The sequence below is a fragment of the Haloactinospora alba genome (genome assembly GCF_006717075.1).
Lineage (GTDB): Bacteria > Actinomycetota > Actinomycetes > Streptosporangiales > Streptosporangiaceae > Haloactinospora > Haloactinospora alba.
On the sequence record NZ_VFQC01000001.1, the window covers coordinates 1,526,378 to 1,551,902 of the forward strand.

Annotated in this window: 26 protein-coding genes and 1 tRNA gene; 14 read left to right on the forward strand and 13 right to left on the reverse strand. The window is 67.8% G+C overall.

Features of this window, described 5'->3' with window-relative positions; genetic code table 11:
- Positions 1–66 precede the first annotated feature (66 nt).
- The 5 genes from cmk to FHX37_RS06910 all read left to right on the forward strand — a co-directional run bounded on the left by cmk (position 67) and on the right by FHX37_RS06910 (position 4,542).
- Complete coding sequence (cmk, locus tag FHX37_RS06890) at positions 67–783, forward strand: (d)CMP kinase (RefSeq protein WP_141922881.1); 717 nt, start codon at positions 67–69, stop codon at positions 781–783.
- A 272-nt stretch (positions 784–1,055) separates the two neighbouring features.
- The gene (gene der, locus FHX37_RS06895) at positions 1,056–2,462 is read left to right on the forward strand and encodes a ribosome biogenesis GTPase Der (RefSeq protein WP_141922883.1); all 1,407 of its coding nucleotides are present in this window, start codon (positions 1,056–1,058) and stop codon (positions 2,460–2,462) included.
- Between the two features lie 262 nt (positions 2,463–2,724).
- Positions 2,725–2,798, forward strand: a tRNA-Pro gene (locus tag FHX37_RS06900).
- A 275-nt stretch (positions 2,799–3,073) separates the two neighbouring features.
- A complete protein-coding gene (locus FHX37_RS06905) occupies positions 3,074–3,394 on the forward strand; it encodes a hypothetical protein (RefSeq protein WP_246062158.1) in 321 nt (106 codons plus the stop codon).
- Between the two features lie 317 nt (positions 3,395–3,711).
- Positions 3,712–4,542 (forward strand): aldo/keto reductase, encoded by an 831-nt coding sequence (locus FHX37_RS06910; RefSeq protein WP_141922885.1) that lies wholly within the window; start codon positions 3,712–3,714, stop codon positions 4,540–4,542.
- Between the two features lie 104 nt (positions 4,543–4,646).
- On the opposite strand, the gene FHX37_RS22740 is transcribed toward FHX37_RS06910, so the two are convergent.
- Positions 4,647–4,805, reverse strand: coding sequence for a hypothetical protein (locus FHX37_RS22740; protein ID WP_170181515.1), 159 nt, complete (start codon positions 4,803–4,805; stop codon positions 4,647–4,649).
- A gap of 172 nt (positions 4,806–4,977) precedes the next feature.
- Between FHX37_RS22740 and FHX37_RS06915 the strand changes: the two genes are divergently transcribed.
- Together FHX37_RS06915 and cynS are read left to right on the forward strand one after the other, a co-directional pair.
- Entirely contained in the window at positions 4,978–5,721 is a 744-nt protein-coding gene (locus FHX37_RS06915; protein ID WP_141922887.1) for an alpha/beta hydrolase family protein, read from the forward strand.
- A gap of 164 nt (positions 5,722–5,885) precedes the next feature.
- The gene (gene cynS, locus FHX37_RS06920) at positions 5,886–6,350 is read left to right on the forward strand and encodes a cyanase (RefSeq protein ID WP_246062159.1); all 465 of its coding nucleotides are present in this window, start codon (positions 5,886–5,888) and stop codon (positions 6,348–6,350) included.
- 18 nt (positions 6,351–6,368) lie between these two features.
- On the opposite strand, the gene FHX37_RS06925 is transcribed toward cynS, so the two are convergent.
- Positions 6,369–7,247: a sulfotransferase gene (locus FHX37_RS06925; RefSeq protein WP_141922889.1), complete on the reverse strand. Its 879-nt coding sequence runs from the start codon at positions 7,245–7,247 to the stop codon at positions 6,369–6,371.
- 295 nt (positions 7,248–7,542) lie between these two features.
- Here FHX37_RS06925 and FHX37_RS06930 point away from each other — a divergent pair, with 295 nt between their 5' ends.
- Positions 7,543–8,316, forward strand: coding sequence for an SIR2 family NAD-dependent protein deacylase (locus FHX37_RS06930; protein ID WP_141922891.1), 774 nt, complete (start codon positions 7,543–7,545; stop codon positions 8,314–8,316).
- Positions 8,317–8,425: 109 nt separating this feature from the next.
- Here the strand turns inward: FHX37_RS06930 and FHX37_RS06935 are convergent, their stop codons facing one another.
- The 4 genes from FHX37_RS06935 to yczE form a co-directional block, all read right to left on the reverse strand.
- Positions 8,426–9,100 (reverse strand): uracil-DNA glycosylase, encoded by a 675-nt coding sequence (locus tag FHX37_RS06935; RefSeq protein WP_211351757.1) that lies wholly within the window; start codon positions 9,098–9,100, stop codon positions 8,426–8,428.
- A gap of 115 nt (positions 9,101–9,215) precedes the next feature.
- Positions 9,216–9,968, reverse strand: a complete 753-nt coding sequence (locus tag FHX37_RS06940) for an MgtC/SapB family protein (protein WP_394344479.1) — start codon at positions 9,966–9,968, stop codon at positions 9,216–9,218.
- A 5-nt stretch (positions 9,969–9,973) separates the two neighbouring features.
- A complete protein-coding gene (locus tag FHX37_RS06945) occupies positions 9,974–11,767 on the reverse strand; it encodes a glycoside hydrolase family 15 protein (protein ID WP_281288281.1) in 1,794 nt (597 codons plus the stop codon).
- A gap of 310 nt (positions 11,768–12,077) precedes the next feature.
- A complete protein-coding gene (gene yczE, locus FHX37_RS06950) occupies positions 12,078–12,731 on the reverse strand; it encodes a membrane protein YczE (protein WP_141922893.1) in 654 nt (217 codons plus the stop codon).
- A gap of 106 nt (positions 12,732–12,837) precedes the next feature.
- Here yczE and yczR point away from each other — a divergent pair, with 106 nt between their 5' ends.
- On the forward strand, positions 12,838–14,265 hold the full coding sequence (yczR, locus tag FHX37_RS06955; RefSeq protein ID WP_141922895.1) for a MocR-like transcription factor YczR: 1,428 nt from the start codon (positions 12,838–12,840) through the stop codon (positions 14,263–14,265).
- A gap of 44 nt (positions 14,266–14,309) precedes the next feature.
- On the opposite strand, the gene FHX37_RS06960 is transcribed toward yczR, so the two are convergent.
- Complete coding sequence (locus FHX37_RS06960; protein ID WP_141922897.1) at positions 14,310–15,137, reverse strand: alpha/beta hydrolase; 828 nt, start codon at positions 15,135–15,137, stop codon at positions 14,310–14,312.
- A 303-nt stretch (positions 15,138–15,440) separates the two neighbouring features.
- Here FHX37_RS06960 and moaA point away from each other — a divergent pair, with 303 nt between their 5' ends.
- The gene (gene moaA, locus FHX37_RS06965; RefSeq protein ID WP_141922899.1) at positions 15,441–16,430 is read left to right on the forward strand and encodes a GTP 3',8-cyclase MoaA; all 990 of its coding nucleotides are present in this window, start codon (positions 15,441–15,443) and stop codon (positions 16,428–16,430) included.
- A gap of 106 nt (positions 16,431–16,536) precedes the next feature.
- Positions 16,537–17,724, forward strand: coding sequence for an RtcB family protein (locus FHX37_RS06970; RefSeq protein WP_141922901.1), 1,188 nt, complete (start codon positions 16,537–16,539; stop codon positions 17,722–17,724).
- Positions 17,725–17,955: 231 nt separating this feature from the next.
- Here the strand turns inward: FHX37_RS06970 and FHX37_RS06975 are convergent, their stop codons facing one another.
- Together FHX37_RS06975 and FHX37_RS06980 are read right to left on the reverse strand one after the other, a co-directional pair.
- Positions 17,956–18,282: a putative quinol monooxygenase gene (locus FHX37_RS06975; RefSeq protein ID WP_141922903.1), complete on the reverse strand. Its 327-nt coding sequence runs from the start codon at positions 18,280–18,282 to the stop codon at positions 17,956–17,958.
- A 546-nt stretch (positions 18,283–18,828) separates the two neighbouring features.
- On the reverse strand, positions 18,829–19,335 hold the full coding sequence (locus FHX37_RS06980; RefSeq protein WP_141922905.1) for a GNAT family N-acetyltransferase: 507 nt from the start codon (positions 19,333–19,335) through the stop codon (positions 18,829–18,831).
- Positions 19,336–19,393: 58 nt separating this feature from the next.
- Between FHX37_RS06980 and mobA the strand changes: the two genes are divergently transcribed.
- Positions 19,394–20,002, forward strand: a complete 609-nt coding sequence (gene mobA / locus FHX37_RS06985) for a molybdenum cofactor guanylyltransferase (RefSeq protein ID WP_394344480.1) — start codon at positions 19,394–19,396, stop codon at positions 20,000–20,002.
- A 29-nt stretch (positions 20,003–20,031) separates the two neighbouring features.
- Here the strand turns inward: mobA and FHX37_RS06990 are convergent, their stop codons facing one another.
- A complete protein-coding gene (locus FHX37_RS06990) occupies positions 20,032–20,250 on the reverse strand; it encodes a hypothetical protein (protein ID WP_141922907.1) in 219 nt (72 codons plus the stop codon).
- Between the two features lie 397 nt (positions 20,251–20,647).
- Between FHX37_RS06990 and FHX37_RS06995 the strand changes: the two genes are divergently transcribed.
- A complete protein-coding gene (locus tag FHX37_RS06995) occupies positions 20,648–20,857 on the forward strand; it encodes a dodecin (protein WP_141922909.1) in 210 nt (69 codons plus the stop codon).
- Between the two features lie 45 nt (positions 20,858–20,902).
- On the opposite strand, the gene FHX37_RS07000 is transcribed toward FHX37_RS06995, so the two are convergent.
- The 3 genes from FHX37_RS07000 to FHX37_RS07010 all read right to left on the reverse strand — a co-directional run bounded on the left by FHX37_RS07000 (position 20,903) and on the right by FHX37_RS07010 (position 24,625).
- Positions 20,903–22,312 carry a metallopeptidase TldD-related protein gene (locus tag FHX37_RS07000; RefSeq protein ID WP_246062160.1) on the reverse strand — a complete coding sequence of 470 codons (1,410 nt, stop codon included), beginning with the start codon at positions 22,310–22,312 and terminating at the stop codon, positions 20,903–20,905.
- Entirely contained in the window at positions 22,309–23,814 is a 1,506-nt protein-coding gene (locus FHX37_RS07005) for a TldD/PmbA family protein (RefSeq protein ID WP_141922911.1), read from the reverse strand. The genes FHX37_RS07000 and FHX37_RS07005 overlap by 4 nt, the downstream gene beginning before the upstream one ends.
- Before the next feature lie 61 nt (positions 23,815–23,875).
- Positions 23,876–24,625, reverse strand: coding sequence for a hypothetical protein (locus FHX37_RS07010; RefSeq protein ID WP_141922913.1), 750 nt, complete (start codon positions 24,623–24,625; stop codon positions 23,876–23,878).
- 217 nt (positions 24,626–24,842) lie between these two features.
- Here FHX37_RS07010 and FHX37_RS07015 point away from each other — a divergent pair, with 217 nt between their 5' ends.
- Positions 24,843–25,406, forward strand: coding sequence for a flavin reductase family protein (locus FHX37_RS07015; protein WP_342777598.1), 564 nt, complete (start codon positions 24,843–24,845; stop codon positions 25,404–25,406).
- Positions 25,407–25,525: the final 119 nt, after the last annotated feature.

Sequence of the window (25,525 nt, forward strand, 5' to 3'; positions counted from 1 at the left end):
CGCACGGGGAGTCTTCCGGGTAACCTAGCCTGGTGGAACAAGCGGATCTGTCGTGAGAGGGCCAACGTGAGAGCGCAGGGCAACACTGAGGGGATCGTTATCGCCATCGACGGCCCCTCCGGGTCGGGCAAGTCCAGCACGGCCAGGGGTGTTGCCCGGTCACGAGGGTTGCGGTACCTCGACACGGGGGCGATGTACCGGGCGGTCACCTGGTGGATGCTCGACAGGAACGTGGATGTCGGCGACACCGCAGCCGTGGCGGAACGGGCGTGGCTGCCGGAGCTCGACATGGGAACCGATCCGGCCTCGCCCGCGGTCCGGGTCGACGGTGCGGACGTGGCCCACGCGATCCGCAGCCCCGAGGTCACCGCCAGGGTGAGCGCCGTCAGTGCGGTTCCCGCGGTACGTGAACGGCTCGTTTCCCAACAGCGTGACCTCATCGCCGAGGCACAGCGTGCCGTTGGGGGTATCGTCGTCGAGGGGCGGGACATCACGACCGTCGTCGCGCCCGACGCCGCCGTCAAGATCTACCTGACCGCCAGCGCTGAGGCCCGGGCGCAGCGCCGGGGCAACGAGACCCAGGCGCAGGACCTCGCAGCGACCCAGGCGGAGCTCCTCCAACGTGACCTGCTCGACTCCAACCGGGCGGACTCCCCGCTGACCCGGACCGAGGACGCGTTGGAGCTGGAAACCAGCGGTTTCACCCTGGACGAGGTCATAGCGATCGTGGTCGGGCTGGCTGACGAGGCCACGGGGGAGCGGCAACACTCCTCCACCCTCTAGGCTGGCTCCAGTGGATGCCTCCCCGGACGGGTTCCGGTCGCGGAGGCGGATTCGTCGGGTCCGTGCGCCCGACAGTGAGAGAAAACGTACCTACCAGCCGGCCGTGTGCCGCTCCGGGAGGGGAGAACAAGCTTCCGGAGCGTGACCCGCGGGGCGCCGCAGGGGCGTCCGTGTGTTTCCACGGGTGACGGGTGTGGCACCGGCGGCGGTATTCCTGGCCCTACGGCACGCATCCTGGGCGCGTGGGGCCTCGTAACCGGGAGACGATTGACGTGAACGAGCAAACCGATGCTCCCGGCGGGGAAGACTCCTCCGCCACGGACATCAAACCTGTAGTCGCTGTTGTGGGCCGCCCCAATGTCGGGAAGTCGGCCCTGGTGAACCGGATCATCGGCCATCGTTCTGCGGTGGTGGAGGACACCCCCGGGGTGACGCGCGACCGAGTGGCGTACGACGCCCTGTGGCGGGGACGGGAGTTCGCCATCGTGGACACGGGCGGCTGGGACACGGGAGTGACCGGCTTGGCCGCCACGGTGGCCCAACAGGCTGAGTACGCCGCTGAGACCGCTGATGTCATCCTGTTCGTGGTGGACGCCACGGTGGGGATCACCGACGCCGACGCGGCCGTCACACGAGTGCTCCGGGCCACCCACAAGCCGGTCGTGCTGGCGGCGAACAAAGTCGACGGAGGGATGCAGGAGCCGGACGCGCTGGCGTTGTGGAACCTCGGCATCGGTCAGCCCTACCCGACCAGTGCCCTGCACGGCCGCGGCTCCGGAGACCTGCTCGACGCCGTCGTCGACCAGTTCCCGCCGGAGGCGGCCTCCGAGGCGAGCGGGGAGGACCGGCCGAGGCGGATCGCATTGCTGGGGCGGCCCAACGTCGGCAAGTCCAGCCTGCTCAATCGGATCGCCGGTGAGGAACGGGTCGTGGTCGACCCCATGGCCGGGACAACCCGGGACGCGGTGGACGAGCTCGTCGAGCTGGGGGGAAAGACGTGGCAGTTCATCGACACGGCGGGGATCCGGCGCCGGTTCCGAGCCCTGCAGGGCGCCGACTATTACGCGACGATCCGTGCTTCCACGGCGCTGAAACGCGCTGAGGCGGTCATCGTCCTGCTCGACGTCAGCGAGCCGTTGGCCGAACAGGACATCCGGGTGATCGAGCAGACGATGGAGGCCGGACGCGCACTGGTCCTGGCCTTCAACAAGTGGGACACGCTCACGAAGGAGCGGCGTTACTACCTGGAGAAAGAGATCGACCGCCAGCTCTCCCGGGTCTCGTGGGCTCCGCGGGTCAACATCTCCGCCACCACCGGCCGTAACATGCAGAAGATCGTCCCCGCGCTGGAAACCAGCCTGGAGAGTTGGGACACACGTGTTTCCACGGGCCAGCTGAACAGTTGGCTCAAGGACGTCGTCGCGGCGACCCCGCCGCCCGTCCGTGGCGGGAAACAGCCCAAGATCCTGTTCGCCACCCAGGCCGATGCCCAGCCACCCGAATTCATCCTGTTCACCACGGGGTTCCTGGAGGACGGCTACCGTCGTTTCCTCGAACGCCGGCTCCGGGAGGATTTCGGCTTCGCGGGGACACCGATCAAGCTCAGTATGCGTATCCGGGAGAAGAAGGGCAGCTCCAAGGCGTCCAAGGGGAGCCCCCGCCGTGACAGGAAGCGCTAGGGCCTGTTCGGTGGACACGTGTTCTGCTGCGCGTCGCCCCGGCATCGTGCTGGCGGCGCTCCCGCCAGTCGGCGGAGGATCCGCTTCGCATCCCTCCTCGGTCCTGCCAGCACGGCACCGGAGGCGCTGCTCGCGTCGGACAGCGTCCACCGGACGGAGTCCAGAGCCGCCGACGCCGCGATCCAGCGCGGTTGGCTTGTCACAACCACCCCCGCGAATGCGGTAGAGTTTTACCTGTCCGCAGCGAAGAGCTGCGGGCTCCCGGGACGTGGCGCAGTTTGGTAGCGCACTCGACTGGGGGTCGAGAGGTCGTGGGTTCAAATCCCGCCGTCCCGACCGGAAAAGTGCGGTGCACCTGGTTGATTCAGGGCACCGCACTTTTTTGGGTCATGTGGGGTGGGTCCGTGGTGTCGGTGGTCGACCTCGGGGGGTCGGCGCCGAGGAGCTCGTGAGGGGTCTCCGCTCCGGGCGGTGTTGTTCCTTCCCTGGGAGTTCCGGCAGCCGGGTGTTCATCCGGGAGGGGGCGTGGTCGTGCTGCTCCCTCAATCCCGGTGGCTGACACGTCACTGAGGGTGCGTGACAGAAGTACGGTGTGTGAGGGACCATGAAGCATGGTGGAAACAAGCCGTGCGGAATGGCTCCGCCCGCGTCTGGAAGCGTTGGCCCAACGTCCCCGCCTGGTCCCGGAGCAGGCGCGCCCTGTCGACGTCGTGTCCCGTTGCTACCGCAGTTCGGAGATGGACACCGCCCAGCAGCGGGAGCAGGCGGCCGCAGCGGCGCGTACGGCGATCGCCGGTGAGATCGAGAGCCGGTGGCCGGGAGCCCCATACATCATTCGTCAGGGCACCGTCGGTGAATTCCGGGAACTCGACCTGGACGCTGCGGATGACGCGATGGTCGTGGTCGGTGTGGTCTACCGGTTCGACCGCTGAGAGCGCTGTACGGGACAACGAGGGCCGGCCGCTGGTGCCGCGGGGTTCGGGACGGCTCCCACGGCGATGGTGTGCTTCTCGTCCACACTGTGGCTCTGTCGGCGTGTGCGGGGCCGCGTCCCGGCCTCCCTGTCCGGGAGGCTCCCGTCGGTCGCGTTGCCGGTCCTGACGGGGAACAGCGCGTTGCTGCGGTTCGGACCCAGGGCAGAACCAGGAGAGTGGTGCTGTTCACAGCGCCCGCAGAAGTGGAATGCGGCCGTGGGGCGCGGGGTTGCCGCACGGCGGACCTTTGAGACGCAGTGACGGGGGAGGGACTCATGTCCACAGTTCCCGAGGTGAGCCTGAACAACGGTGTGCGGATCCCGCAGCTCGGCTTCGGAGTCTGGCAGGTTCCCGCTGATGAGGTCGTCGACGCTGTCAGTACGGCGCTGGAGGCCGGCTACCGCAGCATCGACACCGCAGCGGCCTACGGCAACGAGGAAGGGGTCGGCACAGCGATCCAGCGGTCGGGGATCTCCCGCGACGAGCTGTTCGTCACCTCGAAGGTGTGGAACAGTGACCACGGCTACGACGCCACGCTGCGCGCTTTCGACGCCACGACGCAGCGGCTGGGTATGGAACACCTCGACCTGTACCTGATCCACTGGCCGATGCCGGAGCAGGACAGCTACGTCAGCACCTGGAAGGCACTGGAACGGCTCTACAGCGACGGGCGGGTACGCGCGATCGGTGTGTCCAACTTCCACCGGTTGCACCTGCAACGGGTCATCGAGGAAGGGGGCATCGTCCCCACCGTCAACCAGATCGAGCTGCACCCCAGGTTGACCCAGTCGGCCATGCGCGAATTCCATCGGGAGCACGGCATCGCCACCGAGGCGTGGAGTCCGTTGGGGCAAGGGAAGCTCCTGGAGGAGCCCACACTGCAGAAATTGGCGGACTCCCACGGGAAGACCCCGGCGCAGGTCATCCTCCGGTGGCACCTGCAGCTCGGCAACGTCGCGATCCCGAAGTCGGTGACACCTGAGCGTATACGCGCCAATTTCGACGTCTTCGACTTTGAGCTGAGCAACGAGGACATGGACGAGGTCTCCGCGCTCAACACGGGACAGAGGTACGGTCCCGACCCGGACACGATGAACGTCTCCTGAGTTCCGACGGGCTCTGACCCGTTACGGGGGGCTGGTGCGGTCGCCTCATCCGAGGCGACCGCACCAGCCCCGCCGTCTTCCACCAGACGGGACCGGTTCCGGGGTCAGGCGAGTTCCCGACGTCGGGAGGCCGCCATCAGCGTGGCTGTCGGGCCGCGGCGAGCTACCCGCAGTACGTAGACCACACCGCCGAGGATGATACTGACCGGAACGGCCATGACCGCGAGGAGCGCGACCAGGCCTGTAATCGAAAGTGCTCCCATCCCTCCAGCATAGGCCACGCCGTCGTTACCGTGCCCTGGCGGTCGGCGCTGCACTGACGCGGCGGGGAACGACACCGGCCGCTCAGGAGCGTGCTGGCGGAACGCGACATCCGAACACGGGCCGACGCTCGGGTGCGTTTTCACGCATGGGCCGAGCGGAAACGGTGGCAGCATGCGCACAGAGACTCTCTCTTACGGTTCCTCCCCTGACCAGGTGGTCCACACGTGTTATCCGGAGAGCATCCCCGTGCACCGGCCGGCGCCCGTAGCGGTGCTGTTGCATGGTGGTTGGTGGCGGGATCGTCATGATCTGCACCTCATGGACCCACTCGCCGAGGGGCTCGTACAGCAGGGGTGGGTGGTGTGGAACGTGGAGTACCGCCGTACGGGAAAGGGCGGGGGTGGCTGGCCGCAGACCCTGGAGGACGTGCGTCGTGCCCTGAACCTCCTGCGGTGGCGGATCGGACGGAGTACGGAGGCGGGGCATCCCTCCGGCGTCGTCGCCATCGGCCACTCCGCGGGCGGCCATCTCGGACTGCTCGCCGCTCCCGGATCACCGTTGACCGGGGTGGTCGCCCTGGCTCCGGTCACTGACCTGGTAACCAGCGCACGGGACGGCCTCGGGGAGGACGCGGTCGCGGACTTCCTCGGACCCGCGGCGGGGGAGACGGTCGCAGAGGAGGCCTCGCCGTTGTACCGCCTTCCCCTGGGAGTGACACAACTCGTCCTACACGGGACGGCTGACCAGCGTGTCCCGGTCGAACAGAGCCGTTCCTACGTTGAGGCCGCCCACCGCGCCGGAGATCCCGTCACCTACCGGGAAGCCTCCGGAGCGGATCACTTCGCGGTCATCGACCCCGAAGACGAGGCATGGCGCGTTGCGTCCTCCTGGTTGTCGGAGCGGGCTTACGGCTGAGAGGAACCAGCCGAAACCGGAAGGGGTGCTGGGCCGGGTTTCCGTCCGCTCTCGGCGTATCCCTCGAACAGGAGGCGTGACACCTGGATACCCGGCCGGAGCACTTCCTAGATTTGGGACGCACACACCGGGTTTCCGACCCTGGCCGTCCCAGGAGGTGAATCGTGACCATCCAGCGCCTCGACCCCATCGGCCGCTCCGAAGCCGCGCAGGCTGTTCTGGAAGCAAAACGTAGGAAAGGGATCACCTGGGCCCGGATCGCCGAGGAGCTGGACCGTTCCAAGGTGTGGACCGCGGCTGCGCTTCTCGGCCGACACACGATAAGTAAGGAGCAGGCCATCACGGTGGGAAAGCTGCTGGGTCTGGACGAGGCGATCCGGGACGCGTTGCAGCTACCGCCCGTGCGCGGGACCGAGTCCCTGGACCCCGGTGAGCCCGTCACCACCCGGTTGGAGGAAATCGTCCAGCTCTACGGTGGCGCGGTCAACGAGCTGGTTCGGGAGGAGTTCGGTGACGGCGTCATGAGCGCTGTCGACTTTCGGATGGATGTCGACAGGACCGAGGACTCGGAGGGGGAACGCGTGGTGATCACCCTCGACGGGAAGTACCTTCCCTACCGGGAGTTCTGAGACCCGGAGCGGGTGTCCTCACCCGTAGCCCAGTCGGGACAGCTCCGTGCGTGCGACCGACCGGACCGCGTCGTACTGGTCCCGGGTGAGTCGACCGCGCCACGTGCCGATCCCGGGCGTCGCGCCGTGGGTCAGGTCGGTAGCCGAAACCCGGATACCGGTGAATCTCCGCAGCTGTTCCGCGGTTTCCACCTCTCCACCGGCCACATCCTCGTAGCGGAGTGTCATGAGGCGGTCGGTCCCCAACAGGCCGCGTAACCTCGCCGACAGCCGTACCGCGCCACGCCAGCGCATCGCGCACTTGGCGGCTGTGGAAAGCTCCGGATAACCGTCCCGCTCCTCTTCCGTCTCGATACCGAAGAACGGGTTGGGGAGCTCGTGCTCCAGGTTGGCCAGGCTCGGCCGGAACCAGGCCAGGGAACGCTCGTCGTCGAGCATACGGGTCACGACGTCCCGGCCGTCCCGGATGAGCTGGACGAACAGGGCGTCGCTGAAAGCGGCGCTGAGTACGGTGGCACTGTACAGCAGGTCGGGAGTGGCGTCCCCGAAACGGGTGGTCTCGCGGGCGTGTCGGCACGGTTCGGATGACTCCCGGGCCGGCGGGGGGCCGGGCGGACACATGGGGCAGGTGAGTGGGGTGAGCTGCCAGGACTCGGCGAAAGCGTCGCGTAGCAGACTGGAGGTACCCGACTCCTGCCCCTCGGCCAGGGAGGGGCGGCGGGCGACAGCGTAGACTGCCTCGAGGACGCCCGGATCGCTGGAGCTCATGTGGAGACCGGGCGCATTCCCCAGCGCTCGGGCGACGGAATCGATTCCCGAGTGCGGGGCACCGAGGACGAAGACGGGGCGGCATACCTTCGTCCCGTTAACGATGAGGATGTGCGGCGACTGTTTCATGAGTAGGACGATTCTGACACTTTTCGCCGGACTCTTGATCCTCCCGCACCGGCCCCACACCGATCCGGGGCCGTAGCTGTGTCCCGCTCCCCAGGTCATATGTGGGATACCGGAGCAGAGTGGCGTGTGCAACGGTTGAGTGGCCGTGGCCGGCCGGGTCCGAGACGGATGGGATTCCTTCCCCGCCCCGGGAACCGGGTTCCCGCACCGCTGGACCGGGGGAGAGGTCGCGGTCGTTGACAGCGGGCGCTGCCAGAATGGGAGAGAGCCACCCGCGATGTACAAGGACGCCTGTATGGCCACAACTTCGAACTACTCCGCCGCTGCGGCGCTCCTCGCCGAGGCCGGGCAGATAACGGTTCTCACCGGTGCGGGCATCTCCACCGAATCCGGGATTCCGGATTTTCGAGGCCCCCAGGGGGTATGGACGACTGATCCGGCGGCGGCCGCGCTGTTCGACCTGGACACGTACCTCTCCGATGTCGATGTCCGCCGCCGGGTCTGGCGGATGCGCCGGGAACACTCCGCCTGGACCGCCGAACCGAACGCGGCCCACCGCGCCATTACCGAGGCCGATCGTGAGGGGCGGCTGCGTGGGCTCATCACCCAGAACATCGACGGTCTGCACCAGGCAGCCGGCACGGACCCGCAGCGGGTCATGGAGGTGCACGGCACCATCCACTACGTCGTATGCATGTCGTGCGGGACACGCACCCCGACCCCCGAGGTGCTGGCGCGGCTGGACGACGAGTCCGACCCGCACTGCCTGGCGTGCGGGGGAGTGCAGAAGGCTGACACGATCTCGTTCGGTCAACGGCTCGACCCGGAGGTACTGGACGCGGCGGCCGCCGCTACCGCCGACTGCCGGGCGTTCGTCACCATCGGCACCTCGTTGACCGTCCATCCGGTCGCCGGACTGTGTGACATCGCCCTGGAACGCGACATTCCGCTGATCATCGTCAACGCCGACCCCACGCCGTACGATGCCGCTGCCGCGGCGACCGTCCGCGATCCCATCGGTGAAGCTGTGCCCAACCTGTTGCGGGAAGCACTGGCAGCCCGGAACTGACCCCGGGCTCGTGTCGTCAGCGGTACCGGCTTCCTCCCACGCGCCGTCACCCACGGACGAGGGGGACGGGGCACAGCCCCCCGTCCCCCGGGCCGGCGGGGAGGCAGCGTCACGGAAGCTTCCAGTCCACTTCCTGCGCCTCCTGCTCCCGAAGGAGAGCGTTGGCTTTGCTGAACGGGCGCGACCCGAAGAACCCCTTGTCCGCTGACATGGGGCTGGGGTGCGGTGACTCCACACACGGGATACCCGGCATCAGAGAGCGCAGGTTCCGGGCATCCCGTCCCCACAGGATCGCGACCAGTGGCTTCTCCCGACCGGCCAGGGCGCGGATGGCCTGTTCGGTCACCTCCTCCCACCCCTTACCGCGGTGGGAGGCCGGTTTGTTGGGCTGTACCGTGAGCACGCGGTTGAGCAGTAGCACACCCTGCTCGGTCCACGGGGTCAGATCGCCGCTGCTCGGCATCGGCAGTCCCAGGTCCGTGGAGTACTCCCGGAATATGTTGCGCAGGCTGGCGGGAGGGGAGACGTCGGGTGCGACCGAGAAGCTCAGACCGACGGCGTGCCCCGGAGTGGGATAGGGGTCCTGGCCGACGAGAAGCACCCGTACCCCCTCGAAGGGTTGCTGGAACGCGCGCAGTACGTTGTCCCCGGAGGGGAGGTAGGTGCGCCCCTCCGCTATCTCGCCGCGAAGGAACTCGCCCATCCCAGTGATACGGCCAGCTACTGGCTCCAGCGCCTGGGCCCAGCCGTTCTCCATGATCTCGTACAAAGGTCGTTCTTGCATGGGAACAACCTAGTGGCGCTGTAGTGCTGCCCGTGCCAGGAACGGCAGCGGCGCCAGGAGCCCCGGCACGACAGGCGCGCCCTGCTTCCGGGCGCCGTACTGGGACCCGGACCCGTTACACCTCCTCCTCCGGTTCGGCGGCGCCCATCCGTACCGACCGCACACCCTCCGTCTCGGACAGGGCAGCAGCGAGTCCGCTGACATCACCTTTGCCCTGCACGTTCAGCGCGAGTCTGATCGAGTCCGGCTCTCCCGAACCCTGGTCTGGCTGTGTCTCCCGTTCCGTGCTGACGTGCAGCACGGTGAAACCGTGCCCGGTCGCCGTCGCGAGTATGGCCCGTAGGGCCCCGACCCCGTCGGTGTAACGCAGCTGCAGCTGCGAGGTGCGCGGCACGAAGCGGGAAAGCCGACGGAGGAGTGGAGGATATCCGTAAACGACGAGGAAGTGGGCCGCCGTCACGAACGCGCCCACGAGCCACAACCCGGCGCCACACGCGGTCCCCACGGCCGCTGACACCCACACCACGGCTGCTGTGGTCAGTCCCCGAACCATGTCGCGCCGGACGAATATGAGCCCGCCCCCGATGAACCCGATACCGGAGACGATCTGTGCGGCGACCCGGGAGGGGTCGAACGCCACCGACTCCTGGCCGGTGACGTCGCCGAACCCGTACTTGCTGACCACCATGAACAGGGCGGCCCCGAGCCCCACCAGTGTGTGCGTGCGCAGTCCGGCGGCTTTCTGCCGTAACTCGCGCTCCAGACCGATGAGTGAGCACAGCAGCAGCGCCGTCAGGAGCGCCAACGCTTGCGGCCAGCTCTGCGTGGCGAGGTTCACCAGGTTGGTCTCGGCGGTTGGCGCGGTCACGGGGATCAGACCTCACGCCGGCGGTGACCGTCCTGGTGGGACAGGTTCAGTGCCGTCGTCACGAGCGGAACGTGGCTGAACGCCTGGGGGAAGTTGCCCACGAGACGGCCGTCCTTGGGCTCGAACTCCTCTGCCAGCAGTCCGACGTCGTTGCGAAGCGCCAGCAGGCGGGAGAAGAGCTCACGGGCCTCCTGCTCGCGCCCGATCGACAACAGCGCGTTCGCCATCCAGAAACTGCAGGCCAGAAAAGCGCCCTCGTTCCCGGGCAGCTGATCGGCCGTGTCGTCGCGGTCCGTGCGGTAACGCATCACGAAGCCCTCGACCATGAGGTCCTCGCGGATAGCCTCGATGGTTCCCACGATGCGCGGGTCGTCGTAGGGAAGGAACCCGACCTCGGGCAGGAGAAGCAGGGCAGCGTCCAGCTCCTTACTCCCGTAGTACTGGGTGAAGGTGTTGCGCTGCGGATCGTAGCCGTACTCGCACACCTCGGCGTGGATGGTGTCGCGCAGTTCCCGCCAGCGTTCGATGGGGCCTTCCTTGCCGTAGTCCTCGATGGCGCGTACGGCGCGGTCAGCCGCCACCCAGGCCATGACCTTGGAGTGCACGAAGTGCTGGCGAGGGCCGCGCACTTCCCACAACCCCTCGTCCGGCTCGTCCCAGCACCACTCCAGGTAGTTGACGAGCGAACGCTGCAGTCCCCACAGGTGCTCGCCGCCCTGCAGCCCGGAACGGCGGGCCAGGTGCAGCACGTCCATGACCTCGCCGTACACGTCGAGCTGGTACTGGCCGACGGCGGCGTTGCCGATGCGTACCGGTCGGGAGCCCTCGTAACCGGGAAGCCAGTCGGCCTCCCACTCGGCGAGGCGCCGTTCGCCACGCACTCCGTACATGATCTGCATGTGCTGCGGCTCACCGGCCACCGCACGTACGAGCCACTCGCGCCAGGCCAGCGCCTCGTCGGTGTAACCGCTGCGGATCAGGGCCTCCAACGTGATGGTGGCGTCGCGCAGCCAGCAGTAGCGGTAGTCCCAGTTGCGCACACCGCCGATCTCCTCGGGCAGGGAGGAACTGGGAGCGGCGACGATGCCGCCGGTGGGGCGATAGGTGAGTGCCTTGAGGGTGATCAGGGACCGGACGACGGCGTCCCGGTAGTCGCCGTCGTAGGAGCACTCCCGCACCCACTGCTCCCAGAAGCGTTCCGTGCGCGACAGCGCCTTCTCGGCGTCGAGGTGGTCGGACTCGTGCACCTGGGAGGGGTGCCACGTCATCACGAACGGGACGCGCTGCCCCGCGCTCACCGTGAACGTGGCGTCGTGCACGAAGTTGTGTCCGCGCAGGGGGACGGGCGAGCTGAGCCATACCGAGTCCGGACCCGCGATGGCCACGACCTCGGTACCGCTGCGTTCGATCCAGGGGACCACGTTGCCGTAGTCGAAGCGCAGCCGTAGTTCGGTCGCCATCTCGACGGTGCCCCGGATGCCCTCGACGATACGCACGATGTGCGGGGCGCCACCGCGCGGTGGCATGAAGTCGATGACCCGAACCGCGCCCTCCGGCGTTTCCCAGTTCGTTTCCAGGATGAGGGTGTCCTGCCGGTAACGCCGCTGGGGTGGTGCCGCGTCCCTGCTCGTGGGGCGGATCCACCAGTTACCGTTCTGTTCGTCACCCAGGATGGCGGAAAAGCAGGCGGGGGAGTCGAAATGGGGGAGGCAGAGCCAGTCGATCGATCCATCGCGTTTGACCAGAGCGGCCGTTTGCATATCGCCGATTAGCGCGTAGTCCTCAATCCAATCGGCCACGCCGCTCACCCCCTAAAGTAACCAAGATCACGTCTTCGCGGACGTACCGTACCCAACTTTTCGGTGCCGTGTGCGCCGCGACCTGGGCTGTTGCCCCCCTCGCCCCGAACCGTGACGAATCGGTACGCGGACAGGCACTGCCGGAATGCGTTCGTCACCACTCGCGCGTGTGGCACCACCGCCACGTTACCGGCGTCGGGGCACCGAGAATGCGGATATGGGACAACGGGTCGCTGCGCCGGAAGACTATGGTCTTCCAGTTCTTCGGGGTTGCCGTTCCCAGCGCCGGTCACCGTGCGGGGAAGCGTACTCAGCGGGTGGTGCTGTCCGGGGAGCGGATCGTCATAGCCGAGAGGAAGACCTGCGCCAGCGGTCCGATGGCGAGAGCGAACACCAGCGTTCCGACGCCCACGGTCCCCCCGAGGAGGGAGCCGGCCACGACGACGGCGATCTCGACACAGGTGCGGGCCGTGCGGATGGACGTTCCCAGCGCGGCTATTCCTGTCATGAGGCCGTCCCGTGGTCCAGGGCCCAGCTGTGCGCCGACATAGCACCCGGTCGCGCCTGCGACGACGAGAACGCCCGCCACCATGCAGGCCGATCGGGCGAGAATCCCGTCCGCTTCGGGAAGCCACAGCAGAGTGAGGTCAACCGAGGCGCCGACGAGGAGGGCGTTACTCACCGTCCCCAACCCGGGGCGCTGCCGTAACGGGATCCACAGCACCATCAGCACAGCCGCGACGGCGACATTGGCCGCACCCACGGACAGTCCGGTATGGAGCGCCAGTCCCTGGTGGAGTACGTCCCAGGGCATGGCCCCCAGGTCGGCGACGATCAACAGCGCGCAACCCAGCCCGTACAGGTAGAGGCCGGTATAGAGCTGTGCCAGTCGCCGGGGTCGGGGAGGGGGAAGCAACGGGGTCGGGAGGAAACGCCGAGTGCGGCTGCCGACGCGTTTCACCACGGAGAGGGGGTATGCGTTCCCGGTAGGGCCGAACCGTTCCATGGGACACAATATTGGCCCGACTCTCTTGGCCAATAATAGGGCCAATGATAAAAATTGGCTCATTATGGGAGCGCAGAGACAGATCAACGGCCCACTACTGGCGCGGCTCATCGGTTCCTGCGCCCAGCAACGCCCGTACTACCGTTCCGTGGGACAAGCGATCGGCGACCTCGTTCTGGACGGGAGGCTTCCCGCGGGTACGCGCCTACCCGCGGAGCGCGACCTCGCCGCAGCGCTGGGGCTCAGCCGTAACACCGTCACAGCTGCCTACGGCTGGTTGTGGGAGAGCGGCCTCCTGGAACGCCGCCAGGGAGCGGGAAGCTGGACCACGCTGCCCGACGCCGGATCCGGGGACGGAAGCGTGCTCGCGCCGCGTCCCGGCTACACCGACCTCGGGGTAGCCGCTCCCGCCGCTGTCGACGGTCTGCAGCCCGCGGCCGAGCGCGCTGTGAGCCAATTGCGTCTCCACAGCGGGGAGTCCGGCTACACCCGGTGCGGAGTTCCCGAGTTGCGCAGGGTTATCGCCCGCCGCTACTCGGAACGCGGTCTTCCCACCCGGCCAGAGCAGATTTTCGTCACCAGCGGAGTGCAGCACGCGATGACGCTCCTGCTGGACCTGCTGGTGGACCCCGGAAGCTCGGTACTCCTGGAGTCCCCGACCTATCCCCATGCCCTGGCCAGCCCGCGCAAGTACGGAGCCCGGATCCTGACGTGCGGGGTGGGACGCGACGGGTGGGACATGGAGAATCTCGTCGCCGCACTGCGTCAGTGGGAACCGCAGCTCGCCTACCTGATCCCCGACTTCCACAATCCCACCGGGGCACTCATGGGAGCGGAGGAGCGCGCCTGCCTCACCGCTGAGGCACGCCGCACCAAAACGTCCCTCATCATCGACGAGAGTGTCGCCGAGCTCGCCATAGACCCGGTGTCCCAGCCCGCTCCCGTGGCCTCCCACGACACTGACGGGCGTGTGTTCACCATAGGATCGGCGGCCAAGCTGCTCTGGGGCGGTCTGCGGGTCGGCTGGATACGCACCAGCGCCTCCGTGGTGGCAAGGCTGATGACGGTCCGTCAGCGTGTCGACCTCACCAGCTCCGTGCTGGACCAGCTCACCGTGGCCGACCTGTTCTCCGACCTCTCCGAGATACGCGCGCAACGTGGCCATCAGCTCCGTCGCAACCGGGACGCTCTCGCCGCGGCGATGGAGGAGCGGTTACCCGAGTGGCGTTTCACCCTTCCGCGCGGAGGACTGTCGCTGTGGTGCGAGCTTCCCCAGCTCAGAGCGACCGCGCTGGCTGACGCCGCCCTGCGGCGTGGCCTCCATATCGCTCCCGGCCCCGTGTTCGGAACCACGGGAACGCTGGAACGCTACGTGCGGATTCCCTTCACCCAACCGCCCGAGGTGCTCACTGAGGCTGTCGGGCGGCTCGCTGAGGCCTACGCCGAGGCCGTTCCCTCCTCCAGCCCGTACCGGTCCGAGCTGTACGTGTGACCGGCAGCACCGTGCCTCCGGTTGAACAGCGGCGGAGCCGCTGTTCAACCGGAGGCCGAGACGCGACGGGCGAAACGGGTCACCTCCTCCAGGACCTCGTCCCGGTTGGTCTCGTTGAAGAGCTCGTGTCTGGCCTGCGGAAAGATCCGTTCCGTGACATCCGCTCCGGACAGGGCGTCGATCCCCACCCGGCTCTCCTCCGCGGGGATCAGACGGTCGTCGCTGCCGTGCATCCACAGCAGCGGTGTCTCGTGCAACCGTCCGGCTTCCGTGATCCGTTCCAGTTCGGTGCGGATACCGTTGAGTGTCGGACGTTTGAACGCGCCGTGCCAGACGAGCTCGTCAGCGGCGTAGGCGGAACCCACGGCGGGATCCCGGGAGAGTATCTGCGGATCGATCGGGGTCTCGGGGATGCTCTCCAGCGCCAACAGCTCGTCGACAGTGCTCGATCGTCCCACCAGCGGGCTGGAGAGCACGAGCCCCGTCACCTGCTCCGGGTGCTCCTGGGCGTAACGCGCAGCGATCATTCCCCCCATCGAGTGGCCGATGAGCACCAGTGGAAGGGAGCGATAGGCTGTCCGCGCCTGAGTGATAACCCGGTGCACATCCTGCGTGGCGTCGGCGAAGTCGTCGATCAGGACGCGTTCCCCCGAAGAACGGCCGTGCCCCCGGTGGTCCAGACTGTACACCGCGGCGTCGTTGGCGCACAGGTGCTGGGCCACGTGCTCGTAACGTCCGCTGTGCTCGCCGTAACCGTGGACCAGGACCGCCAACCAGGAAGGCTCGACACCGCCCGTGGCCCAGGCGCGGGCGAAGAGGCGTTCGGAACCGTTGGGCCCGCCGGGCAGATGCCACTCCCGAGTGGTGATCACATGTGCTCCCTTCGTTGTGACTACGTCGGTAGCGTAGTACCGCTGGCCGACCTGTGGATTCCGCTGAAACCATGACAGCTGCCCCACGGCTCACTCGTGTGGGAAGACGAACATTTCGGGGGTGCGTCCGTTTCTGCCGACGTCAGATCCCACGTTCGGCCGGGTCGGGGCCGGTGCCGTGTCGTCAGCGTCTTCTAGGGTGGAGTGTGGCGGGAACCACGTAAGCGTCGTGGACGTACCCGCGCCTGATACACCGGCCTCAAGGTGCAGCCGGAGCTGCACCGACCCTGGGAGGTGACACCCGTGCTGGCCGATTCCTACGGAAGAGTGGCGACGGATCTGAGGGTCTCCCTCACCGATCGCTGCAATCTGCGGTGCACCTACTGCATGCCGCCCGAAGGGCTGGAGTGGCTGCCGAACCCCGAGATCCTCACCGACGACGAGGTCAACCGGTTGATCCGTATCGGCGTCACCATGCTCGGCATCGAGGAGATCAGGTTCACGGGAGGAGAGCCGCTGCTCCGACGCGGGCTCAGCAGCATCCTCGCCGCTACGACGAGCTTGCAGCCGCGTCCGACAACGGCTTTGACGACCAACGCCATCGGGCTCTCCCGGTTCGCCCCGGCGCTGGCCGACGCCGGTCTCGACCGCATCAACGTCTCCCTGGACACGGTTCGCCCGGAAACCTTCGAGAGGATGGCCCTCCGGCGCCGGCTGCCGGACGTGCTGGATGGTATGGCCGCCGCGGCCCGGGCCGGTCTGACACCGGTGAAGGTCAACGCGGTGCTGATGCGTGACATCAACGACACGGAAGCGCCCGAACTGCTGCGTTACTGCCTGGAGCACGGCTACCAGCTCAGGTTCATCGAACAGATGCCGCTGGACGCGCAGCACGGGTGGAGCCGGGAGAACATGATCACGGCGGACGAGATCCTCGACAAGCTGAGCGCCGAGTTCCACCTGGAGGCGGCCGATCCGGACACCCGCGGCAGCGCTCCGGCCGAACTGTTCTACGTCGACGGCGGCCCGGAGACCGTGGGTGTCATCGGTTCGGTGACCCGGCCGTTCTGCGGAGCCTGCGACCGGGTGCGGCTCACCGCTGACGGCCAGATCCGCAACTGCCTCTTCGCCCGGGAGGAGTCCGACCTGCGGCCCCTGCTGCGGAACGGCGGAACGGACGAGGAGATCGCGCAGCGCTGGCGTGCCAACGTCGCTGGGAAACTCCCCGGCCACGGGATCAACGACCCGACCTTCCTGCAACCGTCCCGTCCCATGTCGGCTATCGGCGGGTAGGGGACGGTAACCGCGAAAACCGTTTGCCACGGGCGGTGACTCTCTGACTCGATAGGGAACGAGCAGGACGGTTACGTTCCCTCACGAGGCGAACAGGAGAGGGCCCATGCCATACACCGAAGCTGAGGGCGCGCGTGTCCCCATCCGGATGTGGGCCGACCCGGAGACAGTCGAGCCCGCAGCGATGGACCAGCTGCGCAACATAACTCGTCTGCCCTGGGTGCACGGCCTCGCCGCGATGCCCGATGTCCACTTCGGCAAGGGCGCGACCGTAGGCTCTGTCATCGCCATGCAGGGGGCGGTCTCCCCGGCCGCCGTCGGAGTGGACATCGGGTGCGGCATGACCGCGGTCAGGTCCTCGCTGCACGCGGATGACCTTCCCGAGGACCTGGGACCGTTCCGTTCCAAGCTGGAGAAGGTGATCCCGGTGGGGCCCCGGTCACACGAGCGCCCCGTGGACCCGCGCCGGATCCACGGGGTGAGGACCGCCGGGTGGACGAGCTTCTGGGAGGGCTTCGACGATCTGACCCCGGCGGTTCGGCACCGCTACGAACGCGCCGCCAACCAGATCGGGACGCTCGGCGGCGGGAACCACTTCCTGGAAGTCTGTCTGGACGGTGCCGGAACGGTGTGGCTCGTGCTGCACTCCGGCTCGCGCAACATCGGCAAGGAGCTGGCGGAGCACCACATCGAAGAGGCCCGCCGGCTGCCGCACAACCAGGACCTTCCGGACAACGACCTGGCGGTGTTCCTCGCGGACACTCCCGAGATGTCCGCCTACCGGCACGACCTGTTCTGGGCACAGGAGTACGCGCGGATCAACCGTGAGGTCATGATGGGGTTGGCCTGTAGCGTGACGCGCGAGCTGTTTCCGCGGGTCACGTTCGACGACCAGGTCTCGTGCCACCACAACTATGTCGCTGAGGAGACCTACGACGGCACTCGGGTCCTCGTCACCCGCAAGGGCGCGATCCGCGCGGGAGAAGGGGAGATAGGAATAATCCCGGGCTCCATGGCGACGGGCACCTACATCGTGCGCGGGTTGGGGAACCGGGACGCGTTCAACTCCGCCGCGCACGGTGCGGGCCGTAGGATGAGCCGGAACAAGGCCAAGAAGACCTTCTCCGAGGCGGATCTTGCCGAGCAGACCGCCGGCGTGGAGTGCCGTAAGGACGCGGGGGTGCTGGACGAGATCCCGGGAGCCTACAAGGATCTTTCCGCGGTGATGGAGGCCTCCACGGATCTGGTGGAAGTCGTCGCCCACCTGCGGCAGGTGATCTGCGTCAAGGGGTGACCAGGGGCGGGGACCGTTCGGTACGTGTGCGGGAACGTGCGCTTCCCGAACCGTCGTGTTGCCACGCGACCGTGGCCCGCCGAGGCGGGCGGGTCCTTGTGGTGGTCCCCGCCGCCGGCAGGGCTGGTCTCACGTGGGGTCGGCGTGGCGCGCAGCGTCCTGTTCGTGCACACGACGGGGAACAGCTCCCGACCCCGCACAGCCCGGCGGGCGGGCAGGCCGGGGCCCGTACTACTGGTTCGGGGTCACCTCGGCCATCTGGGACCAACCGTCGCTCGGTACCTCAGTGTTGATGATCTGGGGAGTCGCGGCCACGACATCGGGCATCCAGGAGATGGCGTTCTGGAAGTGCGCGGAGTTCACGTGCGCCTCGCCCGCCTCGGGAGAGGCGAACGCCTCGAGCAGGACGAACTGGTTGGGGTCGTCGACGCTCCGGGACCACTCGAAGAACAGGTTTCCCGGCTCCTGGCGCGTGGCCTGAGTGAAGTCATCGACGAGGGAGAGCCACTCCTCGCTCCGCTCCGGACGGACAGTGAACTTGACGGCGATGAAAATCACGGTTTCTCCTTTCCTCGTGGACGAGTGGGGCGAGCCCCACAACGGGACAGTTTTGCATCCTCACGGCGCCGGAACCCCCTATTTCCGTGTCCCCGGGTCGTGGGATGGGCCATGGTGGTGCGTTGCCGGCCGTTTCCGAGTGAGGTCCGCCACCACGACAGCGGTATGGCCGTTCGCGGACCACGGCGCGTCGTCCCTGGGCCGGAAGCCGGCACAGTCCCACGGCGATGGGGGTCCTGGTTCTCTCCCGTCCCACTCGCCGGGACCGCCGCTGTGTTCCTGCCCCGTGTCCGGGCGCGGTTGTGCCCGTGCGGGACCGGGGCCATGGAACCGGTGCGTTACGGGCAACCCGCCTAGGGAAAAGAACAACGCAGCCGAAGCGAGGACGCGTGTGGCAGTCCATCGGGGTGCCGGGAAAGGGGAACGCGGTGCGTGGCCGTTCTCGTCCCGCGTCACTCTCCTCCCGGTGGGGAAGGCGCACCCGGACGGGCGTTTCCGCCGGCGCTGGAGCGCCGCGTAGCAGGACGAGCGTCCACCAAAACAGGCTTAGCGCGGGCTGTTCCCGCACGATCCGTCCAGCGCCCGCTCGTAAGCCAAGAGGGTGAGACCGCGGTAGGGGGACCAGTCCCGTTCCGGGATCCGGACGAACCCCATCTTCTCGTACATGTGCTGCGCGGCCGTCATAGCGGGTTGTGTGGACAGGACCAGGCGCCGGGTACCGTACTCCCGGGCCACGCGCAGCGTCGCCTCCACCAGTTCCCGTCCGACACCGCGACGATGGCTCTCGGGAGCGACGGCTACTGCCCGCAGCTCCGCCTCGTCCGGGAAGTGCGCGACCTCGCTATCCTCCCGGTACGGTTTGAACGTCGCCGTTCCGAGGAGGGAACCGCCCTCGACCGCCACCAGAACCCGGTCGCCACTGCCGTCGCCCAGACGGCGCAGCGTGTGCGCGTAGTCCGAGCCCGGACCCAGCAGGCCCTGCTCCGTGTACGTCCGGACCCGGAGTTCTCCCACACGCGGCATTTCCGCCGCACGGGCGTCGCGCACCATCATGGTTCCACAGGATCGCACCCTCGCGCCGCCCAGGCACACGGGAGACAGGAGACCGCAAGTGCAGGAACACATGGTGGATCCCTACGACACGGTGATCCTGGCCGGCGGTGAAGCCGCCCGGATGGGCAGCGTGGACAAACCCGCGTTGGAAGTCGCCGACCGCACGCTGTTGGAACGGGTCGCCGACGCTGCTGCCGGAACCACCAGGACCATAGTCGTCGGTCCGCCCCGGGACAGGCCCGCCGCTCGCTACGTCCGGGAGGAACCGTCCGGCGGCGGACCGGTGCCCGCCCTGCGTGCCGGTCTCGCCCACGTTACGGCCCCCTGGGTCACGTTACTGGCGGGAGACCTACCGTTCCTCGGCTCCGCGCACGTGGCCGCGCTGCGGAGGGTGGCAGGAGGGCGTGCCGGAGCCGTTCTCCTGGACGGTAGGGGCAAGCGGCAGTGGCTGGTGAGCGTGTGGCACGCCGCAACGCTGCGTGCGGCGCTCGGGAGCTACAGCGGAAACTCGTTGCACGGCCTGCTCATGCCGCTGGACGCCGCCACACTCTCCCTGCCGGAAACCGAGATCTGGGCCGCGTTCGACTGTGACACGCCCGAGGAACTCGCCGAGGCCCGTCGTCACGGTGCTTCCCAGAGTGAGCGGCGGCGCGGGGACGGGCCGTGACCGAACTCCGGAGGCCGGCCACGGGATCCCTATCCGTGGAACTCGGAGAAAGCGACGGTTTCACGCAGGAACCCCCGCGCGTCCAGAAAACGCGTCAGGTAGTCCCGGTGCTCCTCGCAGGCCAGCCAGGTCTTGCGCCGTTCGGGAGTGTGGACCTTGGGGTTGTTCCACACCAGCGCCCACTGGGCGGTCTCGCGGCAGTCCTTGTGGGAGCAGTGTGCCTGCGCGGCGGTCTCTTCGTCTGTCACGACCTGTAAGCCCCTCCGAACGTAGCGGTGGTAGAACCCACGCCGTCCCCACGGTGCAAAAAAAACGACGCCGGGTGGCTACGGGGGCAAACCACCCGGCGTCGTACACGGTACTCCAACGGGGGCTCGGAATACCGGAACAGCGCTCCGACGGGGGACCGAAGCGCTAGAACCCAATGTACACCGCTGACCGCCCGTGTACGTCAAGAGAGCGTTACGAGGTCATTGCGTCCGTGTCCCCGGAACGTGACCGCAGGAGGGGCACCCGCTGTTGTGCGCTACCGGGGGCACAGCGTGGCCATGCTCCCCGGCCGGGGAACAGCGGCGAACACGCGGAGGTTGAGAACGCCCTGACGGGGGCAGTGGTACCGGCGGAGGCGTTGGTTACGGGGGCATCATGAGCGAACACACCTACCGTGTCACCGAGATCGTCGGTACATCACCGGAGGGGATCGAACCCGCGATCCGCAACGGGATCGAACGCGCCGCGGCGACGCTGCGCGGGCTCGACTGGTTCGAGGTGACCGAGATACGCGGACATCTTGACGGTGAGTCCATCGCCCATGTCCAGGTCGGTATGAAAGTGGGGTTCCGTCTGGAGGACTGAGGCGGATCCGGGGCCCGGACCCGCCTCCCCGAGGGGGAGTGACGCCTAGGAAGCCTTGCTGACCGTGGACATGTTGAAGTCGGGGATCCGCATCGGAGGCATGGCCGTGCGAGGGAACCAGTCCCCCTCCTCCCGGGAGAGGGCGGGAACGGTGGCACCGGCTTCCGTGGCGCGGCTCAGCAGGCTTACCGGAGACTCGTTGAAACGGAAGTTGTTGACCGCTGCTGTGACCGCGCCGTCCTCCACGAGGTAGACACCGTCCCGGGTGAGCCCGGTCAGCAGCAGGGTCTGGGGATCCACCGGCCGGATGTACCACAGGCACGTCAACAGCAGGCCGCGTTCTGTGCGCGCCACCATGTCGTCCAAGCTGTCCCGGGCTCCCTCGTGTCGCAGCACCAGGTTGTCGATCGCCGCCGTCGGCGCCAGCCCGGTCAGCTCGGCCGAGTAGCGTGTCTGCCCCAGCGCGGCGAGACCGCCGTCGGAGACCCACTCCGTCCGGCGCAGCGGCATTCCATTGTCGAACGCTGTGACGTCGCGCCCCGGCGTATCGGAGAGCACGAACGGTGCGCACTCCAAACCGGGCTCGTGCGGATCGCTGAACAGTGTCAGCGGCAGCGAGGAGAGCTGGTCACCCACCCGGGTCCCCCCTCCGGCGGCGGAGAACACGGTGCGCCCCTCCACGGCGTCGCGAGCACCGGAACTGCCGTACAGGGCAACCATCATGTCCGCCACCGCGGAAGGCGGCAACAGCGTCTCGTAACGTCCGGCGGGAAGCTCCGTCCGGCGCTGGGACCATCCCATCCGCCGTCCCAGCTCCTCCTCGAGAGCGTCGGGATTGATGTCGCTGAAGTCCCGGGTTGCCTGACCGACCCACGTGGAGTGCCCCCCGCTCGTTCCGGGAGGAGCCGACTTCGCGTTGATCTCCACGGTGCCGGTGGGCTGGTCGTGGCGCAGGCGCACCCCGGTGGAACTTCCGAAGAAGGTCGACGTTATCTCGTGCTCGGCGTAGCCGTAGAGCACGCGTCCCGACGCGGAACACCTGCCGAACACCCGCCCCAGCGCTGGTGCGAAGCCGGAGAAGACGGAAACACCGGTGTGTACCGGAGGCGTGTCCCAGTCACCTCCGGTGCCGGTCGCCTCCGGGGTGAGGAGCGGCATGGCGTCCTCGGAAGGCACGGCTTCGATGCTGGCGGCCTCCGCGGCGCGGACCAGGTCCTCCAACTCCTCGTCGCGCATCCCGCTGCGTTCTTTGACACCCACCCGGGTTCCGCGGTCGCTTTCGTGTAGTGCGATCACGGTGACGCTCCGGCCATGGGTGACACCGTTGGTCGTGAGCGACGTCTGGGCCCAGCGCAGGTTGGCCGTGGTCTTCTCCTCAACCACCACCATGCAGGCATGCGCGCGAGACAACTCCAACGCCCGCTCCACAACGGCTTGCGGGGACGACTGGCTCAATTTCCGGCCTCCTGAACCGTGTTGAGGACGCGCACACCCGTGAAGAGGGCGCTGGGGCACCCGTGACTGACCGAAGCGACCTGCCCCGGTTGCCCCTTGCCGCACATGAACGAACCGCCCAGCATGTATGTCTGTGGCCCTCCCAGGGCGGAGAGGGAGTTCCAGAAGTCGGTGGTTGTGGCCTGGTACGCCACGTCCCGCAGCATCCCGGTGATGCGCCCGTTTTCGATCTGGTAGAAGCGCTGCCCGGTGAACTGGAAGTTGTACCGCTGCATGTCGATCGACCAGCTGCGGTTGCCGACGATGTAGATGCCGCGTTCCACCCCCGATACCAGTCCCTGGGTCGTAGGGCCGGAAGGGTCGGGAGCGAGGGACACGTTCGCCATACGCTGGATCGGCATGGTCGTGGGGGAGTCGGCGAACGCGCAACCGTTGGACCGCTCGTAGCCCTGCAGGCGGGATATGCGCCGGTCCCGCTGGTAGCCGACGAGGACACCCTCGCGGACCAGGTCGAACGAGGAGGTGGCAACGCCCTCGTCGTCGTAGCCGATCGTGGCGAGACCGTGTTCTGTCGTGCGGTCCCCGGTGACGTTCATCAGTGGCGAGCCGTACTGCAACGAGCCGAGCTGGTCCACGGTGGCGAACGACGTCCCCGCGTAAGCGGCCTCGTAGCCGAGTGCCCGGTCCAGCTCGGTCGCGTGACCGACCGACTCGTGGATCGTCAGCCACAGGTTGGAGGGATCGATCACGAGGTCCCGGGGTCCGGGGGCGACGCTGGGGGCGGCGAGCTTCTCGGCGAGTAGCTCCGGTAGCTCGTCCAACTCCTGTTCGAGGGTGGGGACGTACTCCCAGCCGCGTCCCGCCGGGGGCGTGAGCGTCTGCATGCTGTCCAGCTTGCCGTCCCGGCTGGCCAGGACCTCGAGTACGGGCGCCAGCCGTACGCGCTGTTGGGTGCTGGTGGTTCCGGAGGTGTCCGCGTAGAACTTCTGCTCTTTGACCTGGACGACTCCCGTGTCCACATGGTCGACCCGGGAGTCGTCCAGCAGGCGCCGGCTCCATTCGGCGAGCAGGGCGGTCTTCTCCCCGGTCGACACGGCGAAAGGATCGGTCTCGTAGGAGGAGACCCACTGCACGTCGCGGTGCGCCGGTTCGGGAGCGAGCTCGATGCGTTCGGTACTGATCGCCGCCGCAACCCTGGCCACCTCGACAGCGCGTTCCGCCACCGCCGCTGCCACAGTGGTGGTGGCCGGGAGGGCGGCGTCCAGCTCGGTCTCGGCCGCGAACCCCCAGACGCCGTTATGGACGACCCGTACGGCGAACCCGAGGGTGTCCGAGTCCGTGGCGGTCTCCAACGCGCCGTCGGTGAGGGAGAGGCTCTGTCCCCGGACGCGTTCCAGCCGGAAGTCGGCGTGTTCCACGCCTAGTTCCCGGGCGCGTTGCAGTGCTGCGTCAGCCAGCTTGCGCAACGGCAAGGCAAGGAAGTCAGAATCGATATCAGGCACGGTCTCAACCTAGTAGCGGAGGCGGTTCCCCGCCATACCCCCTGTGGCGCTTCGGTGACGGCTACTCCGACCCCTGCTGGACATCGACATGAACATGGTCCCGGTGACTCAGGATGTCGTTGTCGGGGTCGGGGGAGTCGTAGTCCCACCAACCGCCCGGCGACCCGTGGACGTTCCATATCCTGTCGTCGAATATGACGTTCGCGATGTCGAGGGTCTGCGCGTGGGCGACGAGCCAGTGCGCCAGCAGCCAGCCCTGCCGACGGTTCTCCTCGGACACCGGACGGTAGAAGACGTCGATGGCGCGACCGTCGTAGTGGGCGGAGTCCTCACCGTGACCGTCCTGGACACCGCCCGGCTCATAACCGCCGAGGCTCTGTTCGCCGAAGACCTCCTCCATCGCGGAACGCACCTGGGAAGCGCGCGGCGTCAGCCCCGACTCCCCGAGCTTCTGCCTCTCCAGACCGCCCGATCCCGAGGCGCGACACGTCAAGCTCGGTCCGGCATCGGCCGGCGGGCCCGAACGCAGCCGTTCCCGTACGTCGGCGTCGATACCGGAGGTGTCCGGATCCTCTGCGCCGTGGGCTTCCAGAGCTACGGCGGTCGTGGCACGTTGTGCCTCCTGTCGGGAGAGCGCGACCGTTCCCTCGCCGGTGTGCACGACGCACGGCGGTGTCCAGGGCAACGCGGTTCTCGCCATGTCGGCACGCTGCAACAGCCAGGGTGCCACGGAGACAAGCGTCACCGCTGTCAGGGCCAGAACCGCCGTTACGATCAGGACCTTCCGTGCTCTTCCGAAGAACGCGCGCATACCGTGACTGTAACCGCGGCGCGGCACAACCGGGCCCGGTAGGGCCGGGGCAGCCGTGCCCGAGGTACTGCCTCGGACACGGACGACGTGTGAGTTTGCTCGTGGCGCTCTGCCCGTCCCGGGAATACGCTCTGCCCGTCCGCGACTGGAAAGAGTGGAGCCAGCGACCACGACCCCGAACCCGACTCTCCCGTACGTCCGAACGGAGGCGCTGCACGTGTGGAGATCCCCGGACACCGAGGTGGCGGAATCCCCGGAAGAGGATTCGCTTCTCGCACGCTCGGATGCCCTGCCGCGTGGCACTGGTGTCAGCGCCGACCGGTTCCGTACCGCTCTGGGAACGCACGCCGCGGGAGTCGTCGTGGTAACCGCCGCTCCCGGGGAGGACCCCGTCGGGGTGACAGCGACGTCGTTCACCAGTGTGAGTGTCGATCCTCCCCTGGTGTCGTTCTACATCAACGCGGGATCCAACACATGGCCCGGAATCCGGTCGGCCGAGACGTTCGCTGTCAACATCCTCGGCCAGGGCCAGCACGCTACCGCGACACGGTTCGCCACAACGGGTATCGACCGTTTCGCCTCCCCCACACGGTGGCACCGCGGCCCCGAAGGGCTTCCCCTGTTGGAGGGAGCCGCGGCGCACGTGCTGTGCCTCCACCACGAGTCGCTCGCGGTGGGGGACCACTGGCTCGTCGTGGGAAAGGTGGCACGGACAGCAGCCGACGGGGAGAGCACCCCGTTGCTCTACCACCGCGGCCGTTACGGGCGCTTCGAGCCGTGACGCCGCGGCCCCTCCGCCGTCGTAACTGATCCCCACCGGCGGTCCTGCGCATGGACGCGGCTTGTCGTCGCCGTCCTCGTCCCACCCTGCCGTTACCGGCTCCTCCGCCCCCGACGGGC